The following is an 18,236-nucleotide window of genomic DNA, read 5'->3' on the forward strand; positions in this document are numbered from 1 at the left end:
CTCAAAGCCATCGTGGGTGAGTAGGTGTTGAATCACCCCGGTCACGATCGATCGCACTGCCGTTTCGTTGGCGCTGCGATCGAGGGTAACGGTAATAATGTAGCGCTGGCCGCCAACGCTAATCGCTGTGGTGGTGCCCAGCACCTTAGAATTGCGGCCAGTTTTTTCACCCAGCCAGGTAATTGGGGGGCGCACAGCAGTATGGCCCAGGTTGCGATCGCGCTGCTCAGCCAAAGCGGCCTGAATCAGCCCGGCGTGGGGAACCTCTTGGTTGTAGATGGCCACCATCATGTCGGTGAGTTCGTCGGTGGTCAGCAGGTTGGGGCCGTTGCCCACGTTGGCCGGGTAGGTGGACTCCCCAACCAGCTTGGTGTGGATGCGGGTGGCTCTATACCCTCGACTGTGCAGGCTCTGGTTAACGCCTTCCCAGCCCAGGTAATCGATCAGCTGGTTGGTGGCGATGTTGCTGCTGGCGCTGATCATGTCAGCCATGATTTGCGCCAGGGGGTACTCGGTTCTTACCCAGGTGGTGCCAGCGTCCTCGGTCCAGTTGCTGGGGTCGACCCAGACTGGTTCGGCGGGGTCGATGCCTGCCCCGTAGAGGTGGGTCATCAGCGCGATCGCTACAGGCACCTTGATTAAGCTGGCGGGGTTGGCGGGGGGCTGATTGCCCTGCCAGCGACGACACTCGCGCTCAAGATTGCACACTGTTAGCCGCACCCGCGCGGCCATCCCGGTTTGCTCAACAATAGGCACCAAAAACTCGGAGCGGGCGGTGTCGTAGTGGTAGGCCGCGATCGCCCGCTGCTGCTCGTACTGCTGTCGCCGGATGGTCGTCTGGCTTGCCCCTAGCACCTCAGGCGCAATTTGGCTTAGGGCGGCAATAGCCGTATTCCAGTGGGTGTAGGCGGCTGCTACCGAATCTGGAGGTAATGTCGCTGGGTTGCCCAGGGCGATCGCGGCTGCAGCCGCCTTTTCGGCCCGGTGCCACAGGCGGCGAGCGGCGTCTTCTTGCTGCAGGCGGCGATCGATGGCCCACAGCTGGTCTAGGGTGGCCGCTGGGGCTCTGCCTACCCCTGAGCGAGTGGCCACCATCACGGTGGCAGATTGATGCAGTTCGCGGCCCAGACGATCGCGCAAGTGGTAGAGATCGACCAGGGTTTCGACCTGAGGCACGGCGGCGGTGGGGGTGTGCCCCCGCTCTGGAGCAGCCACCGGAAATTTAGGCAGCACTACATTGGCCGCCAAAATGCCAACCATGACAACAGGCTTAAGCGCCTGCAACCACCAACCACGCATGACACACCACACTAGGTAGAACGACCGCTGCCCAAGGCAACCCAGTCACAAGGACTGTAATCTCTTTACCCGGTGGAAAATGCCAGCCAGAGCACAGAATCGCAGCTTTTGCGCCTTAACGGGCCGTTGTCGCTAAATTTCGCTCAAAAGTCTGCTCTAGCACCGTTTGCCAACTCGCGCTTAAATCGTCGTCGCTGCGGTAAGCTTCCCAGGGGCCAGCATCGAAGCCAGGAATGCTCCACTGCCCAGCCATATGATTGCCATCTTCTGAAACGGTGCCGGTGTAATCAATAGCGGTTTGGTTCGAGGTTAGATAGCGCTTCACAAACCGCACCTGGCGACCCGAAACCGTGCCGCTGAGCCGGGCCTCGCCTAGGTCGCTATCGTCTAAAATGCTGCCGCTTAGGATGTTGCCCCCCTGTACCAGAGTGGCCTCAAAGCGGGTAGGAGTATCCCGCTGCCAGTAGGTGCCCAACCACATGCCGCTTAAATCTGCCATAGGCTTACCTTACACGCCCAACCTTATACGTACAATTTGTACAATCTAGAGAGATACTGCGCAGTATCTCTCTAAAGAAACCAATCCTCAGCGGTGCAAGGAGCCTGGCCCCATCTACACTCGTCCCCTGGCGCGACTAATCGAAGAATTTCAGCGGCTACCGGGGGTTGGCCCCAAGTCGGCTCAGCGGCTGGCGCTGCATATTCTCAAGCGCCCCCAGAGCGAAGTCCAAGCCCTGGCCCAGGCGCTGCTTGAAGCCAAAGCCCAGGTAGGGCAGTGCTCAGTATGTTTTCATCTATCAGCAGACCCGGTGTGCGATATTTGCCGGGCAACCAGCCGCGACCCTAACACCCTCTGTGTGGTAGCCGACTCGCGCGATGTGATTGCCATTGAAAAAACCCGCGAGTATCGGGGCCGCTATCATGTCCTGGGCGGGCTGATTTCGCCCATGGATGGCATTGGCCCAGAGCAGCTTAATATCGGCCCTCTGGTGCATCGGGTGAACAAAGAAAGCACCCAGGAAGTGATCATGGCCATTAGTCCCAGCATTGAGGGCGATACCACCACCCTCTACGTCGGGCAGTTGCTCAAGCCCTTTACACGGGTGACCCGCATTGCCTTTGGTCTACCCATGGGGGGCGATTTAGAGTATGCCGATGAAGTGACCCTGGCCCGAGCGCTAGAGGGGCGGCGGGATTTGGAGTGAGTGAGTGGATGGGGTGCATGGGTGCATGGGTGCATGGGTAGATGGGTTAATCAAATTTTGGTAGCCCTAGTTGAAAACCGGCTGCTGGCATCGGTTAGGGGCAGTAGGGGCAGACGGTGTTTGCTCAACCCAATAAAATTCTGTTTCACAGGTTAGAGCGATCGCTGGCAGGTTTGATGGGCTTTAGTGCTTAAACCGGTCTATCGACCACCAGCACAGCCGATTTAGGTTGCTCGCTGATCCTCAACGTCAGGCCTAAGCGTCAAGCCAACCTCATGCTGACCTGGTCAGGCAGGATTCGTTTTAAATCTTTAGTGAGGTTATCTACAACTTTGGCCTGTTTGGGGTTGTCTGGCGCGTAGGTTAGATTAAGGGTGAATGGCCCTTGCTGTGGGTCTGCTGCTCTCAAAGCGATGGTTACAGACCAGCCCTCAGGAGTCGCCGCACTGTCATTACCGTCAGGCACCGATGGGAGTTTTTCTCTATTTCTTGCGTCACGGCCAGACGGCCTACAGCCTCACGGGCGGCTACTGCGGCATGCCCGAAAACGACCCTGGCCTGACCCCAGAGGGGGTGTCGATGGCCGAGGAGTTTGCCAACACTTACGCTCACCTGCCCTGGACGGCTGCCTATGTGAGCCCCCTGCGGCGGGCGGTAGAAACGGCTCGCCCCCTCTGCGAGTCGGTGGGCCTGGAGATGCACCTGCGCGATGGGTTGCGCGAGGTGATGTACGGTCGCTGGGAGGGCATGCATCCTACAGCGGTCGATCGCGACCACCATGATGAGTATGTGGCCTGGCTGACCGATCCGGCCTGGTACGCTCCGGTGGGGGGCGAGCGGGCGGTAGATATTGCGCGGCGCTCGGCTCAGGTGCTCGACGAGATTGAGCGCACTCACACCAACGGCCATATTTTGATGGTGTCTCATAAGGCCACAATTCGCATTATGTTGTGCACCCTGTTGGGGATTGACGTAGGCCGCTACCGCGATCGCCTCGATATGCCCGTAGCCGCCGTCAGCGTTGTAGAGCTGGGCCAGCGTGGCCCCCTATTTCACACCATTGCCGATCGCTCTCACCTGAGCGATCAGCTGCGATCGCTCCCCTGCACCTGAGGAAAAGCGCCCTATGCCCCTGAGGCTTTACCTGCTCCGCAACGCCGAAACCGAGTACTGCCGCACGGGCCGCTACTGCAGCCAGGATGGGGTGGCGCTGACGGCGCAGGGCCAACAGATGGCTGACTATTTTGCCAAGGCCTACCACCACCTCGACTGGAAGGCCATCTTCTGTAGCCCCCTCAGCCATGCCGTCGCCACCGTGCAGCCTCTGCGTCAAATTACCGGCCTAGATGTGCAGCAGCGCGCTAATCTGCGCGAGCTATCCTTTGGTCGATGGGAGGGTATGGCACCCGCTACGGTCAACACCACCTTCCACGATGACTACATTCGCTGGCTGGCCGACCCCGCCTGGAATACCCCCACCGCTGGCGAAAAAGGGATTCAAGTTGCCCGCCGCAGCTCCGATGTGCTAGCCGAAATCGAGGAAACCTACCCCGATGGCAATGTGCTCATAGTTTCCCACAAAGCCACTTTGCGGATTATGCTATGCACCCTGCTGGGCGTCGATGTTGGTCGCTACCGCGATCGCCTAGCGATGCCCGTTACCGCCCTTTCCCTGGTCGAGTTGATGGACTACGGCCCCTTTGTGCGCCAGCTCAATGACTGCTCTCACCTGCCCCTGCACCTGCGCCGACCCTGGGCCGGCAACGGCTCAGACAGTTAATCCCTATTTTTGCGCTTGTTTAGGTTGAATGGACGGTTTTAAGGTGCAAAACACTCCTAATTCTCTTACTTGCAGCATAAGACTTCTATTCTCAATCCAAATCCCTTTGTCCACCTATTGACCTATTCACCTATTTCAACCTCTACCCAATGAAATACCCCCCCTGCCAGATGTCACCAGTCTGAAAAACGGGTCTGATTAAAGAGCAGAGCAAAGGGATGACCCAAAATGACTGGATGGTTGAGCGGGATACAAGAACACAGTATGGGGTGGCTGCACCTGGTCCAGGTGCCAGTGGCACCAGTAGCGCCAGGGTCGCCAATAATACTCCCACCAGAGGATACTTTGAACACTTTTTCGGGGCAGCAGTTTTTCATTGCCCTGGTGTCAGGGATAGTGCTGGCCTTTGGTTTTCAGCTGCTGCTGACTAACCTATCGGTGGCCCTGGGTATTTCTATCCTCGGGCGTGGCAGTTCTGGCAAAAACTCTAGCGGCAGTGGTAGCAGCACGCCTATCACCACTGCTGTGGGCCTTTGGACCATCATTACGGTGAGTCTGGCTCTGTTTCTCGCCTGCCTGCTAGCGGTTCTGTTAAGCCTTTACAACAGCGCCCTACTGGGAGCTATTACCGGACTGGTAATTTGGGGTACCTATTTTTGCTTACTGTTTTGGGTCAGTTCTACCACGGTTGGTTCCCTAATCGGTTCGGTAGTAAAAACGGCTACGTCTAGCTTTCAATCTCTGATGGGTACTGCAACCTCTGCGCTTGGCGCTCGAGCCGCCAGCAATCAGGTTGTGGCTACTGCCGAGGCTACCGCCGCTGCCGTGCGCCAAGAACTCATGTCTGGCTGGGACAACAATGATGTAAAAGAGACGCTGCGCGACTACATATCGACCCTGCGATCGCCAAGTATTGATACCAACGCTCTAGAGTCCGAGTTTGAGCGACTGCTGAACGAGTCTGGAGTTGCAGCCCAGGTCGACCGCGATTCTTTAGCCCAGATCGATCGCAGTGCTTTTGAGCAACTGGTGAGCCGTCGCACCGATCTATCGCCTCAGGAAACTCGTCGGATTGCCGATCGCCTGTACCAGAGCTGGTGTCGGGCTGTGGGTCAGACTTCGGATAGTAATTCTTTGGCCCAGATCACCGATTACCTGAAGTCGGCCCAGCGGGATGACCTGATGTCGGGCCAGCTGCGCGATCGCCTCGACCAGCTGCTGTCCAGCAATAAAAACAACAATCAGTCAGGCTCTGGGGCAGCACCGGGGTGGCTGCAGCAGGGGATGGGCATGCTGATGGGCGTTGCCATGCAGCGGCTCGACCTCAACGATATGGACTTGTCCGATATTCTGCGCCAGCTCAAGCAGGCGCGGAGCCAGGTGGGTGGCACCGTGGCCTCGCTGGCATCGAGTGAAGAAAACGAAGCTTACAACGTTGTCAAAGCCGATGTCGAAGCCTATCTCTCTAGCGCCTATCCCTGGCAGCTTCAGCCCGCGCGGATGAAGCAAGAGTTCTGGCAGGTCATCTACGACCCCGCTGCCGATCCTGGTCAAATGCGTCAGGCACTGCTTCCCCTCAATCGTGCTTTCTTTGCCGATATTTTGTCCCAGCGGGGCCTGCTGACTCAGAAGGAAATTTCCCAGGTGTCGGCTCAGCTTGAGGATGTTCGTCGGCATGTATTGGCAGAGGTATCTGAACGATATCGCATTGAGGCAGCCAAGACCCTGCAAACTCGGATCTACACCTTCTTGCAGCGGTCTACCCGCGACGAGCTGCTGGCCAGCGACAGCGGCGATCGGTTCGCCCAGGTCATTGATGACCCCTATGCCAAAGCTGAAGATCTGCGCGATCGCTATGCGGTCTTTGGTTACGTCACCTTCCGTGATGCCCTGCGATCGCGGGGTGATCTCAGCGAAACTGAGATTGATCAGGTGGCTCACAACCTAGAGCGATCGATGAATAATGTGGCCGCCGATGCCGCCGGGCTACAGTCTGCGGCTACAGCTCGAATCGATAACCAGTGGCAGGCGCTGCAAGACTACCTGCGCTCCACCGGCAGATCTGAACTTAACCCTGAAGGCATTAAGGCTGACATTCAAACCCTGCTAGCTGAGCCCGATGTGGGCATGCATCAGGTGCGTCAGCGGCTTGCCCAGTTCGATCGCGATACTCTGGTGCAGCTGCTCAGCCAGCGCAACGATCTGAGCGAAGATCAGGTTCAGCAGACTGTTGATCAAGTTGAGGCCAACTGGCATCAGTCTATTCACGCTCCTGCCGCCCTAAGCGCCCAAGCGAAAGCCAGGTACGACGAAGCAACTACGGCGATCGAAAACTACCTGTTAAAGACCGGTAAGCCTGAGCTCAACCCAGCTGGCATCAAGCGCGACCTTGATCTGTTGGTGCACGACCCTAAGCTAGGTCTTCAAGCCGTGCAGTCACGCCTGTCCGATATGGACCGCGACACCCTGGTGAAGCTGCTCAGTCAGCGAGGTGATTTGACCGAGGCCGAGGTCAATCAAACCATCGACGACCTTCAAGGGTCTGTCAGCGACCTGCTCAAGCTGCCCCAGCGCTTAGCCCGTCGGGCCAAGACCCAGGTAATGTCCTTTGAGATGGCGTTGGAAGACTACCTGCGCAATACCGACAAGGCCGCCCTCAACCCTGAAGGCATCAAGCGCGATCTGAAGCTACTGCTGCAAGACCCACGCTTAGGGGCCGACCGACTGCAGACCAGGCTCTCTAGAATCGATCGCGATACCGTGGTCGCCCTGCTCGCTCAGCGCCCTGATATGACCCAGACCGAGGCTGAAGCCGCCGTCGACCGGGTGCTGGAAATTCGTCACCAGTTCGTAGCTCAGATTCGCCATGTGCAAGAGCAAGTACAAGGCGTTGTTGAGGGCATTCTCGCTCGCATTCGTCAGTACCTCGATTCCCTCGATCGGCCCGAGCTAGACTACTACGGCATCAAGCGCGACCTGCAGCAGCTCATGGCTGACCCAAAAGCTGGTTTTGAGGCCCTGCGCGATCGCCTTAACCAAGTTGACAGCGATACCCTGGTGGCCCTGCTTAGCTCCCACGATGCTATTTCCCAGGCCGATGCCCAGCGCGTCATTGCTCAGGTAGAAGAGGTGCGGACTACGGCTCTCAGCAAAGCTGAGCAACTTGAGCATGAAGTCGAGAAGCGACTGACTGAAATGCGCTACCAGGTTGAAAAGCAGGTGGAAGATACCCGCAAAACTGCTGCCGCCGCCTCCTGGTGGATCTTTGGTACCGCTACGATATCAGCCATCTGCGCCGCGATCGCAGGCGCGATCGCAGGTACGCTGGTCACCGCCCTCTAGCCATCCTCGCTAGGGCCTCGCTATGGTGAGAGCAGCCACCCTCGGTAGGGTGGCTGCTTCTTGTTTTCTAGGGTTTGTTTTCTAGAGTGAACCTGCGCCCTAGTTCGATTCAGCCCAGTTCGATTTAACTATGACCTCTAACATACCTACTGTTGACTATGGGTTCTTACTGGTTTAAGCCTCTTTTTGCTCCCCTAGCTGTGGGCCTAGCTCTGGTGAGCTGCGCCGCGTCTGTTCCAGAGAATGGCCCAGCTAGCGAGACCGCTCCCGCACCTGCTCAAGAAACCGCCCAAACTTCGGCCCCTCCAGTAGTCGAGTCGGTAGAGCCAGTCACCCTGATTGAGGGTTTAGAGCATCCCTGGAGCATGGTCTGGCTACCCGATGGCGACATGCTGATTACCGAGCGTCCTGGGCGGCTGCGTCGGGTCAGCAACGGCGAATTAGACCCCACCCCCATTGCTGGCGTTCCCGATGTGCTGGCCTTGAGCCAGGGAGGGCTACTAGACCTCGCCCTGCATCCCCAGTTCGAAGACAACGGCTTGATTTACTTCGCCTATGCCGACGGTACTCAGCAGACTAATCGGACCCAGGTAGCCCGTGCTCGCCTAGACGGCGACACTCTTACCGACTGGACCGTGATTTTCACCAACAACCGCGATAAGTCTGGTGGGCAGCACTTTGGCTCTCGTCTACTATGGCTGCCCGACGATACCCTGCTGGTGGCCCTCGGTGACGGCGGCAACCCGCCCTTACAGCTCGAAGGTGAGCTAATTCGTAATCAGGCCCAAAATCGTCAGTCTCTCCTGGGTTCGGTCGTGCGCATTACTGACGAGGGCGATGCACCCGCCGATAACCCCTTCGTCGACGAGGCCGACGCTAACCCGCTGGTTTGGAGCTATGGTCACCGCAATATTCAGGGGCTCTCCCTTGACCCTGAAACCAACCAGGTTTGGTCTACCGAGCACGGCTCTCGTGGGGGCGACGAACTCAACCGGCTGGAACCCGGCGAAAACTACGGCTGGCCGGTAGTTACCTACAGCGAAGAATATTCCGGTGGACCTGTCTCTACCGAACAGTCACGCCCCGGTATGGTCGACCCAATCACCTATTGGACACCGTCCATTGCGCCGTCAGGGCTAGCGGTGTATCGGGGCGATCGCTACCCACAGTGGCAAGGGCAACTTTTTGCCGGTGGGCTAGTGTCCCAAGATGTGAAACGCATTGAACTCGATGCCAGCAGCGGCAGCGTGGTTAACGAAACGTCCATTCCCATTGGTCAGCGGGTACGCTCCGTGAGTCAGGGACCAGACGGCTTTCTCTACGTGCTTACCGATGAGTCCAATGGGCGGCTCATTCGCCTTGAGCCAGCTTCCTAAACGCTCGCCTGTATCCTGTCTATAGCTATCTGCAAAAAACCAAAAAACAAAGGGCACCCCCGCTAAGTGGGAGTGCCCTTTTGCCTATGGGGCTCAGCCTTCGGCCCTAGATAAAATAACGAAATGCTTCAGCGACGGCATCTGGAGGGGATGAGTGCTCCAAAATCCCCCTGAGGTGCCTTGCCCTGAAACGTCCTTGGGTTAGGAATGGACCCAGGTTGAGATGTTTCAGGGTGTGGCCAGCTCAGGCCGCGTAATCAAATACTGCATCGAGATAGAGGCGGTTAATGCGGCGATCGCTGATGCCGTTTTGCATTAAAAATAGCGACAGTGCGGCGCAAAATACCCGATGCTGGCTCCAAGACGGATGGGTTTCTACGTAGTCACGCATTGCTTCAAATAGCTCCTCGGGCACCTCTACACTCAAACTAATTCTCGATGCCATTGCTGTCATTGATTGCTCACTCATCTCCACTTCCCCAATCTGAAATTAGACGCTAAAATACTGCCCCTACCAACTTTCCTCGGAGGCCGGATCCCTTACTGACAGGGAATTTAGAGGCCACCCATGGAGTTGAAACAGAAGCGCTGTGTAAGCTGGTCGCACCATTGTCACCAGACTGCCAGGGGATGTCAATCTTGCCAACCGCTCCCTAATCCGCTACCCCAAATCTGCTTTAGACGAGGCTTAAGGGGTTTCAGCGATCCCCGCCAAAACCATCTGTAGCTACTGCTACATAATAGATCGCATGTACCTGTGGACAACCTCAATTTTCAGTCTTAGCTCAAACGACTGATACAGCGTTCGCACTTGGGGAAAACCTGGGCATAGCTGGGGAAAACCCTGGGGAAAATTCAAAAAAAAGCAGAAGAAAATATAAAATCCAGCTAAGCCAAAATTATTTAATGATTTCCCCAATTCCACCTGCACCTAGATTGAGCGATCGCTACTAGCGACCCTGTCCGTAGCACTTTTTGGGTTCAGCCCATCTCATCTAAGGTCGTAAATCTAGACCATCCGCCTGATCGTCACTATCGTGGTAGAGCGCATCAAGGGTTTGCTTTTGCTGACGGCGCGACGGGCGGCGATATTTTTTAGCCTGAAGCCTCGGTTCCTGGTGCTGCTGCCCTCTTTCGCCCACTCTCACCTTGTGTGCCGCATCGGGGTCTCGCTGCCGCTGAAGGTTCTCCTCGTAGGCTAGAGCCTCCTCCAGCAGCGTCAGGTAGAAGTCGTAGCGCGGCCAGTCAGCATCTACCACGCAGCCGGGGGCACCCCGGTGCAGGCAGTCGCTAAACTGGCATTGCCCCTGAGCTAACCGCTGCCGCAATTCTGGAAAACACTGGCCTAGAGTGGCTGGGGTTAGGGTTAGATCCGGTTGGTTAAAGCCAGGCGTATCGGCCAGCAAACCACCTCCCGGTAGTTCAAACAGTTCAACATGGCGGGTGGTATGCCGCCCCCGGCTCAGTTTGCCCGATACCGCTCCTGTTCTCAGGCTAGCCTGGGGAATGAGCCGGTTGATCAAACTCGATTTACCTACCCCCGACGGCCCGGAGATAACGGTTGTACGCCCTTGCAGCAGTGGCTGAAGCGTTTCAAAGGGGGCGTTTTCTTCCTGAACGCTCATGATGGTAACCGCATAGCCCCACTGGTTGAGCTGGTCTTGCCAATAGCGTCGAGTATCGGCACTGATCAGGTCTTGCTTGTTGAGCAAGACGCTCACCGGCACTCCTGTAGACTCAGCCTGAATCAAAAACCGCCCCAGTTGTTGAGGGTCTAGGTCAGGTTCAGCCAGAGCAAACACCAGCAAAATGTGATCGACGTTGGCCAATGGCGGACGTTCAAGCACGCTTTGCCGGGAGGCTATAGCGGCGATCGCCGCTCGCCCCCCGGCCCAATCGACCCCCTCCAGGCATACCCGGTCTCCCACCATCACCTGTTGACCGGTTTTCTTAAGCCGTGCCCGACGGGTGCACAGCAAAATATCTCCTGACACCTCAGAGAGCGCAGCAGAATCGGACACAGCAGGGTCCAACTTAACCCGGTAGTAGTTGGCCTGAATAGCAATCACTAGCCCCCAAAGGCCAGCATTGTCAACACCGTTGGGGCCGCAAGATGCCATTACTTAGGCCGGACGTCGCACGTGCAGAACAAAATAGTCGGTGCAGTCCTGTAGGTGCTCTATGGTATAGCCCTCCATAGTCAAGCTATCGGGCACCTGCTCTACGGGTTCACCGGCATCAATCCACACTTCTAGCAAAGCTCCTGGAGCCATTTTTTCAAGCTGGAGCTTGGTGCGTACAAAATTGATGGGGCAAGGGGTACCCCGCAAGTCTAACTGACTATCTATAGGGGCAGACGCTGAATAACTCATCCGCGAAATAGCCCCCCTAAAAAGCCTTCAATACCGCCTCGGTTGACCTTCTCGCCGCGAATTTCCGCCAGTTTTTCAACCAGCTCGCGCTCTTCAGGCTTGAGCCGAGTCGGAATATCGACCTGTACTGTAATCAGATGGTCGCCCCGGCTGACTGGGTTACCCAGTTTAGGCACACCGCGATTGTCAAGGGTGAGCACAGTGGCAGGCTGGGTACCCGCTGGCACGTCAAGTTCTTCAGGCCCATCAACGGTATCAATGGTAAGCTTGCAGCCCAAAATTGCCTGCAAATAGCTGATTTTTAAGTCAGAAAGAATATTGATGCCGTCGCGCTTGAAGACGGCGTCTTCGGCCACAAACAAGTAAACGTACAGGTCACCCGCTGGGCCACCCCGCAGTCCAGCATCGCCTTCCGACGACACCCGCAGCCGGGTGCCATTGTCAACCCCCGCCGGTACAGTAATTTTAAGCTTCTTGGTCTCCTGAGTCTGGCCACTGCCGCCGCATACCTCACAGCGGTCCTCGATGACCTCACCAGTGCCGCTACAGGTGGGGCAGGCCGATACCTGGGTAAAGCTGCCAAAGGGCGTACGAGTGGCCCGACGCACCTGGCCTGTGCCGCCGCAAGTGCCGCAGGTCGTGGGGCGCGTACCGGGTTTGGCACCACTGCCAGTACAGGTGCCACAGGTTTCTAAATGGCTGATTTTAATTTCTTTTTCGCCACCAAAGACGGCCTCTTTAAAGTCGAGGCGCAGGTCGAGGCGCAGGTCGTCGCCTCTCGTCGGTCCACGTCGCCGGGTACCCTGGCCCGCACCACCCGAGAAGCCACTAAAGAAGCTCTCAAAGATGTCGGCAAAGCCACCCATGTCGCCAAAGTCCTGGTAGCCACCAGCCCCAGCGCCTATTCCGGCTTCCCCAAAGCGATCGTAGCGAGCCCGAGTCTCAGGCTCTGAAAGCACCTCGTAAGCACGATTAATCTCTTTAAAGGTATCTTCGGCCCCAGGATCCTTATTGACATCCGGGTGATACTTGCGGGCTAATCGGCGATAAGCCCGCTTGATCTCGTCTTGGTCGGCGTTGCGCGAAATACTTAGAATGTCATAGAAATCACGGGCCATAGGGGACTACCTAGACAACTCCAGCAACAATCAAACATTAAACCATTTTAAAAGGAGTGCCCACTTTGACCAGGGGTGATACCCGTCCTAACCATAACCTTAGTCGATCGCTTCATAGTCAGCAGTGACGGTAGCATCTAAATCTGAGTCACTATCGTAGGTAGCCTCATCGTAGTCACCGTTATCTCCGGCATCAACACCGGCAAAATCTTCCGCCGCAATATCCATGTCTACATCGACACCGCTGTCGGTATCGCGGTAAACATTGGTACCAACGGCAAAGATAGCTGATTGCAGGGCGTCAATACACCCTTGGAAGATACCAACGTCAATGCTAGGGGACTGGGTAGCAGTCCGCAGCTCATTGGCCTTCTCTTCTAGGTCGGCTCGGGCCACATCGTCGAGCAGGCTGCCATGGTCGCGCAGGGTCGCTTCATAACTGTAGAACAGGTTGTCGGCGCGGTTAGTAAGCTCTGCAATTTGCCGCCGTTGCCCGTCTTCATCAGCGTAGGTTTCGGCTTCTAGGCGCATGCGGGTAACCTCGCTGTCGCTGAGGCCACCCGTGTTGGTGATACAAATTCTCTGGGCTCGACCGGTCCCCTTATCGAGGGCCGCTACATTGAGAATGCCATCAGCATTAATTTCGAAAGATACCTCAATCTGCGGCACCCCACGCGGGGCCGGGGGAATGCCAGTCAGCTCAAACTTGCCCAAACTCTTGTTGTCTTTGGCCATGGCCCGCTCGCCCTGCAGCACATGGATTTCAACGGAGGTTTGTCCATCAGTAGCGGTGGAAAACACCTGAGATTTACTGGTGGGAATGGTTGTATTGCGCTCAATAACCTTAGTAAACACCTCTCCCAGGGTTTCAATTCCTAACGATAGCGGAGTAACATCAAGCAGTAGCAGGTCTTTGACTTCGCCCCCCAGTACTCCAGCCTGAATCGACGCTCCCAAGGCAACGGCCTCATCAGGATTGACAGATCGATCGGGCGCTTTGCCGCTGAAATAGGTACTAATGGCCTGCTGCACGGCCGGAATACGAGTAGACCCGCCTACCAGGAGAATGCGATCGATGGCATCGGGGCTTAGATCCGCATCTTTGAGCGCCTGCTTAACGGGCTCTAGGGTAGCCTGTACTAGCTCTGAGGCAAACTGCTCAAACTGGGCCCGAGTGAGGGACATCTCTAAATGTTTGGGACCAGATTCATCGGCCGTAATAAAAGGTAAATTGATCGAGGTCGAAGGCATGTTTGACAGCTCGATCTTGGCCTTTTCGGCGGCTTCACGAATGCGCTGAAGTGCCATGCGATCGGCAGATAGATCGATGCCTTCGGTCTCGCGAAAGGCGGCGGTCATCCATTCAACAATACAGTTGTCAAAGTCGTCGCCCCCCAGGTGGTTATTGCCAGCGGTGGCTTTAACCTCAAAAACACCGTCACCTAACTGCAAAATAGAGACGTCAAAAGTGCCGCCTCCCAAGTCAAACACCAGTACAATCTGGTCTTGATCCTGCTTATCAAGCCCGTAAGAGAGAGCGGCTGCCGTCGGCTCGTTGATAATGCGCAGCACTTCTAGACCCGCAATGGTGCCAGCGTCTTTGGTGGCCTGCCTCTGGGCATCGGTAAAGTAGGCTGGAACAGTAATGACCGCCTGGGTTACTTCGGCACCTAAGTAGGTTTCAGCATCCTGCTTAAGTTTTTGCAGAATCATGGCGGAGATTTCTTGGGGGGTGAACGCCCTGCCGCGAATCTGCACATCTACCGTATTGTCGCGTCCGCTGACGCAGACGTAAGGTACACGACCGCGTTCAGCCTCAGTGTCTTCCCAGCGGCGGCCAATAAACCGCTTGATGCTGTAAACCGTATTTTCGGCGTTGGTGACTGCCTGGCGCTTGGCGAGCTGGCCCACCAGGCGTTCACTATTTTTACCAAAGCCAACAATGCTGGGTACCGTACGTCCCCCCTCGGTGCTGGAAATTACAGCCGGTTTACCGCCTTCTAGCACGGCGACACAGCTGTTGGTTGTTCCTAGGTCGATACCAATTACTTTACCCATAGCCCACGGTGCTCACTTGATCGTTCGCTATACCCTTCTAAGAATCGGCCCAGATTGCTCTGTATCCGGACTAACTGTGACTAGGTTGCCCGCTTGTGCTCGGGAAGTTATCGTCGGCGGCGGCAATTTTCAGGGTAAGTGACTCACACTAAGGCAGTTAAGGGGGCAACGATGCTCTATTAAGAGCAACCCTATCGGCGCTAAAGTGCCATAACTATCGACTTATTCGGATACGTCACCATCTTCAGGAGCGGCATCACTGGGGCTATCTTCTGGTGGAGCGGCTACCTTCACCATAGCGTGACGCAATACCCGATCGCCCAGCTGATAACCCCGCACGAACTCTTCGATCACTGCCCCTTCAGGGTGATCTGCGGTAGGTTCACGCATAACGGCCTCATGCAACAGTGGGTCAAACTCTTGGCCCTCAGCTCGCATGGCCGAAACACCTAAACGTTTAAGAGTCTCAACTAGCTGCTTGTAGACACTTTGATAACTTTTGTGAATAGTCATCTCCGCTTCGGTTTGTGGTTTGATCTGCGATCGAGCCCGCTCAAAATTATCCACAACCGGCAACAACTCGATAACGGTGTCGCCTTTAATCTGGGTAGCTAACTCGTCTTTTTCTTTGCTGGTGCGCTTGCGGTAGTTCTCAAAGTCAGCAGCAATGCGCATTGATTGATTAGCCCGATCTTCGAGCTGCGCCTTTAGCCCCACCACCTGACGCTCCAGATCGGCAACGGTTGCAGCATCAACACTGCCTCCCTCCGCAGACGGTGGTTTGGCGGGATCAACAACAGTAGATGCCGCTGCCTCGACTACGTCGTCAAAGTCAATATCGACGGCGGCGTCGTCAAGGAGTTCTTCGATCGCTTCAGGTTCAGAAGCGGGATCGTGTTCGGGGTGGTGAATGTCGTCAACCATGCTGATACGTAACCCGACGGTGAATGCAACAGTTTTGCCAGGACTTAAAGCCTACCCCAACGGGAAATACCCCTGCTACAGTGGCTTGCCTTTGGCACTGTCTCTAATTCTATCGTGGATTGCAGGTTTCACCGCAGCAAGTTCCCTATCTCTGTAGAGCAAACGCACAATCGCAGTGACGAGTTAAGACTTAATTCGCTGCCATTGGTTACTTGACGGTTTGGAATACTTTCTGGGCAGCACCACTATCTGGTAAATGTCGTGGGCAATATCCAGCGTTTTGTCCAGGGCGTGCGCGGCGGCTGAGATATTGAAAATCAACCTGAGGAGGCGTTTATCTAGGCGAGAAACTGACGATCTATCCTGATGACCCGAGGTTGGATGCGGAAAAGAAACTGGGAGTTCTACACCGGGCGCGAATATTGGGATCGCAAGTATGGATATTTGGCTTTTGGCGGCTCAGCTTATGTTCAGCGGCGCGGCTAACCCATCGGCGGAGGCCAGCGCGAGTTGGGTGACCGGACCCGAAGCGATGACCCTCGGGTCCGGATCTTCGACCATCGCACCCCTGCCTTCAGCCCCCAAGCCAAACCTCTATGAATCCTTAGACCAGGGGGCCTACCACAACCCCGGCTTAAAAAACAATCGAACTATGGCGGTAGCGACCCCAGCGACTGTCCAGCAGGCCCCGTCTATGGATGCAGCTGTTAACAGCTGGCCTAGACCCAACCAGGTGATGACCCCTAACCGTCGCTCATCGCCACCGCTGGATAGCGCCTATCTAAAGCCGGTTACTGGCTCACAGCTCTACCAGTTTCGTGCGGCGGCCCTAGCGGCTGGTGAGCTATACGCTCAGGCGTTGCCCCAGCGGTATCTTGACCAGTGGCAGCGGGCGTTTATGTCGCCCACCCATAGCGATTGGCAGGGCTTGCTGACCGCCGAGGCCGAAACAATGGCTCGTCGACAGGGCCAGGCGACTTTAGCGATAATGGTAGGAGACTCTTTGGCCCTGTGGCTACCTCTAGACGAACTGCCCCCTAACCAGCTCTGGCTTAACCAAAGTATCTCGGGCGAAACTACGTCCCATATGCTGCAGCGGCTGCACTACTTTGCCGATACTCGCCCCCAAACCATTCACATCATGGCAGGTATCAACGACCTCAAAAATGGGGTGCCTGAGGCTGATGTGCTAGATAACCTGTATCAAATGATGACTCGTCTCAAGCACCAGCATCCTCAGGCCCAGCTGGTGGTGTACTCCATTTTGCCGACGCGGCTGAGAGAGTTGCCGAGCGATCGCATTCAGCGCGTCAATCAGCGGCTGGCTATATTGAGTGCTTACCAAGGGGCTACTTTTGTCGACCTACAGCCTACCTTTAGCGATAGCCAGGGCTTGCTGCGCCTAGACCTGACCACCGACGGGCTACATCTTAGCCCGTCGGGGTATAACCTTTGGCAAACGGCCCTAGGCGGTTCTTAAACGAGGTCTGTGACAGTACCGGTTGAAACCCACCAGAATCTGTAAAGGTTTACCAAGGTCGGGTGGGGTCGGGATCATCTCTTTCTTCCCCTGAGTTTGTGTGCTAGGGCCGCGCCATAATAGGATCAGCTATTGCCCTTTGCCCGAGCGAATACCCGTGCCTAAGCGATCTGCCAAACCCAAACTGGGAAGACTGCAGAAACTTGACCCCACCGACTACTGGCAGACCCAGGCCGATTTTCAGCAGTGGCTAACGGAGCCGGAGACCCTAGAGCTATTGAGTGAAGCCGTAGGGCTTGAGTTAGCGCTGCCGGAAACTACTGATGAAGCACAACTGGAAACCCACGCCCTGCTGCTAGAGACCGATAGCGAACTGCCTCTGCTGCTAGCCGCCCACTTGGGTACACCTGGTTCGGCTGACCTGGGCCGTCTGTTAACCTGGGCAGCGGCGGCTGAGGCGGCGACGATAATCTGGGTAGCTCCTGGGTTTGCTGAGGACGTCTCCCTTACCTTGGACTGGCTTGGCCAGACTAGCCAACTGATGTTTCTAGGCGTGGCTGTAGAGCTATGGAGCATTGGCAAAGCGGCTATGGCGGCCAACTTTATTCCCACCTGCGGTGCTGTAGAGGATATCGATGCCGAGCTTGAGGAGGCAGAAACAGCTGAAAGTGAGGTTGAGGTGGCAGAAACAGCTGAAGGTGAGGTTGAAGCAGAATTCCCTAGTGAGCCGGAACCAGAACCCCTCAGCGAACTTCAGCAGGAAAATTTGGACTTTTGGAGTGGCCTGTGCGATCGCCTCGATCGCCAGGGCAGCCTGGTCAAGCCCGGTTCACCTTCGATCGAGGCGACGATGGGCTTTGCCATCGCCCGGGCGGGGTTTCGCCTCAATGTCATTCTCGATCGCGACCACAACAGCCTTTATACCGAGCTGCTGCTGTCGGGGATCGATGCCCAGCCCCACTTTCACCTGCTGGCCCAAGAGCGCGAGGCGATCGCTGCCGATATTGGCTTGCCGCTGATTTGGGATGGTACTGGAGATCAGACCTGTATGGTGGCCAGCGCCCTAACGGATGTCGACTTGGGCGATCGCAACCTGTGGCCCACCTACCAGGCCTGGTTTTGCGACTGCCTGGAGCGCTTCTACGAAACCTTCTTTGACCGCATTAAGCAGCTCGATGCCAATAGCTATCAGCCCCTGCCTCGCCATCGAGCCACCGACTTGAACGACGCGCTCATTTTGCCAGCGCAGCATCGGGGGTGAGGGGGTGGATGGGTGGATGGG

General features: G+C 56.3%; 15 protein-coding genes. 7 read left to right on the forward strand and 8 right to left on the reverse strand.

What is annotated here, in order from left to right:
• The coding region (locus IQ273_RS17360; protein WP_194024426.1) for a serine hydrolase at positions 1-1,299 on the reverse strand (1,299 nt) is incomplete at its 3' end.
• Between the two features lie 115 nt (positions 1,300-1,414).
• Complete coding sequence (locus IQ273_RS17365) at positions 1,415-1,798, reverse strand: hypothetical protein (protein WP_194024427.1); 384 nt, start codon at positions 1,796-1,798, stop codon at positions 1,415-1,417.
• 112 nt (positions 1,799-1,910) lie between these two features.
• On the opposite strand from IQ273_RS17365, the gene recR reads away from it, so the two are divergent.
• The 5 genes from recR (at position 1,911) to IQ273_RS17390 (ending at position 9,002) form a co-directional block, all read left to right on the forward strand.
• Positions 1,911-2,504 carry a recombination mediator RecR gene (gene recR / locus IQ273_RS17370; RefSeq protein WP_194024438.1) on the forward strand — a complete coding sequence of 198 codons (594 nt, stop codon included), beginning with the start codon at positions 1,911-1,913 and terminating at the stop codon, positions 2,502-2,504.
• Between the two features lie 468 nt (positions 2,505-2,972).
• The gene (locus IQ273_RS17375; RefSeq protein ID WP_194024439.1) at positions 2,973-3,617 is read left to right on the forward strand and encodes a histidine phosphatase family protein; all 645 of its coding nucleotides are present in this window, start codon (positions 2,973-2,975) and stop codon (positions 3,615-3,617) included.
• A gap of 13 nt (positions 3,618-3,630) precedes the next feature.
• Positions 3,631-4,284, forward strand: a complete 654-nt coding sequence (locus IQ273_RS17380) for a histidine phosphatase family protein (RefSeq protein WP_194024428.1) — start codon at positions 3,631-3,633, stop codon at positions 4,282-4,284.
• 345 nt (positions 4,285-4,629) lie between these two features.
• Positions 4,630-7,626, forward strand: coding sequence for an MFS transporter (locus IQ273_RS17385; RefSeq protein ID WP_228053271.1), 2,997 nt, complete (start codon positions 4,630-4,632; stop codon positions 7,624-7,626).
• Positions 7,627-7,784: 158 nt separating this feature from the next.
• Entirely contained in the window at positions 7,785-9,002 is a 1,218-nt protein-coding gene (locus IQ273_RS17390) for a PQQ-dependent sugar dehydrogenase (RefSeq protein WP_194024430.1), read from the forward strand.
• 244 nt (positions 9,003-9,246) lie between these two features.
• Here the strand turns inward: IQ273_RS17390 and IQ273_RS17395 are convergent, their stop codons facing one another.
• The 6 genes from IQ273_RS17395 to grpE form a co-directional block, all read right to left on the reverse strand.
• The gene (locus IQ273_RS17395; RefSeq protein ID WP_190518990.1) at positions 9,247-9,447 is read right to left on the reverse strand and encodes a DUF2811 domain-containing protein; all 201 of its coding nucleotides are present in this window, start codon (positions 9,445-9,447) and stop codon (positions 9,247-9,249) included.
• Between the two features lie 550 nt (positions 9,448-9,997).
• Positions 9,998-11,122, reverse strand: coding sequence for a small ribosomal subunit biogenesis GTPase RsgA (gene rsgA, locus IQ273_RS17400; RefSeq protein WP_194024431.1), 1,125 nt, complete (start codon positions 11,120-11,122; stop codon positions 9,998-10,000).
• A 3-nt stretch (positions 11,123-11,125) separates the two neighbouring features.
• Positions 11,126-11,374, reverse strand: a complete 249-nt coding sequence (locus IQ273_RS17405; protein ID WP_194024432.1) for a sulfurtransferase TusA family protein — start codon at positions 11,372-11,374, stop codon at positions 11,126-11,128.
• Complete coding sequence (gene dnaJ / locus IQ273_RS17410; protein WP_194024433.1) at positions 11,371-12,492, reverse strand: molecular chaperone DnaJ; 1,122 nt, start codon at positions 12,490-12,492, stop codon at positions 11,371-11,373. The genes IQ273_RS17405 and dnaJ overlap by 4 nt, the downstream gene beginning before the upstream one ends.
• A gap of 99 nt (positions 12,493-12,591) precedes the next feature.
• Positions 12,592-14,550 (reverse strand): molecular chaperone DnaK, encoded by a 1,959-nt coding sequence (gene dnaK, locus IQ273_RS17415; protein ID WP_194024434.1) that lies wholly within the window; start codon positions 14,548-14,550, stop codon positions 12,592-12,594.
• A gap of 222 nt (positions 14,551-14,772) precedes the next feature.
• Complete coding sequence (gene grpE, locus IQ273_RS17420; RefSeq protein WP_194024435.1) at positions 14,773-15,474, reverse strand: nucleotide exchange factor GrpE; 702 nt, start codon at positions 15,472-15,474, stop codon at positions 14,773-14,775.
• A 436-nt stretch (positions 15,475-15,910) separates the two neighbouring features.
• On the opposite strand from grpE, the gene IQ273_RS17425 reads away from it, so the two are divergent.
• Together IQ273_RS17425 and IQ273_RS35390 are read left to right on the forward strand one after the other, a co-directional pair.
• A complete protein-coding gene (locus tag IQ273_RS17425) occupies positions 15,911-16,954 on the forward strand; it encodes a GDSL-type esterase/lipase family protein (protein ID WP_194024436.1) in 1,044 nt (347 codons plus the stop codon).
• A gap of 157 nt (positions 16,955-17,111) precedes the next feature.
• Positions 17,112-18,215, forward strand: coding sequence for a DUF4268 domain-containing protein (locus IQ273_RS35390; RefSeq protein ID WP_194024437.1), 1,104 nt, complete (start codon positions 17,112-17,114; stop codon positions 18,213-18,215).
• Positions 18,216-18,236 lie beyond the last annotated feature (21 nt).

Origin of the sequence: Nodosilinea sp. LEGE 07298 (assembly GCF_015207265.1) — a bacterium.
Taxonomy (GTDB): Bacteria; Cyanobacteriota; Cyanobacteriia; order Phormidesmidales; family Phormidesmidaceae; genus Nodosilinea.

Bases quoted from the DNA above. Each gene is read 5' to 3' on its own strand.
- IQ273_RS17375 (WP_194024439.1), top strand. From the start codon at position 2,973: ATGGGAGTTTTTCTCTATTTCTTGCGTCACGGCCAGACGGCCTACAGC.
- IQ273_RS17405 (WP_194024432.1), bottom strand. From the start codon at position 11,374: ATGAGTTATTCAGCGTCTGCCCCTATAGATAGTCAGTTAGACTTGCGG.
- IQ273_RS17395 (WP_190518990.1), bottom strand. From the start codon at position 9,447: ATGGCATCGAGAATTAGTTTGAGTGTAGAGGTGCCCGAGGAGCTATTT.
- dnaJ (WP_194024433.1), bottom strand. From the start codon at position 12,492: ATGGCCCGTGATTTCTATGACATTCTAAGTATTTCGCGCAACGCCGAC.
- IQ273_RS17380 (WP_194024428.1), top strand. From the start codon at position 3,631: ATGCCCCTGAGGCTTTACCTGCTCCGCAACGCCGAAACCGAGTACTGC.
- IQ273_RS17425 (WP_194024436.1), top strand. From the start codon at position 15,911: ATGGATATTTGGCTTTTGGCGGCTCAGCTTATGTTCAGCGGCGCGGCT.
- IQ273_RS17365 (WP_194024427.1), bottom strand. From the start codon at position 1,798: ATGGCAGATTTAAGCGGCATGTGGTTGGGCACCTACTGGCAGCGGGAT.
- grpE (WP_194024435.1), bottom strand. From the start codon at position 15,474: ATGGTTGACGACATTCACCACCCCGAACACGATCCCGCTTCTGAACCT.
- IQ273_RS17390 (WP_194024430.1), top strand. From the start codon at position 7,785: ATGGGTTCTTACTGGTTTAAGCCTCTTTTTGCTCCCCTAGCTGTGGGC.
- dnaK (WP_194024434.1), bottom strand. From the start codon at position 14,550: ATGGGTAAAGTAATTGGTATCGACCTAGGAACAACCAACAGCTGTGTC.
- rsgA (WP_194024431.1), bottom strand. From the start codon at position 11,122: ATGGCATCTTGCGGCCCCAACGGTGTTGACAATGCTGGCCTTTGGGGG.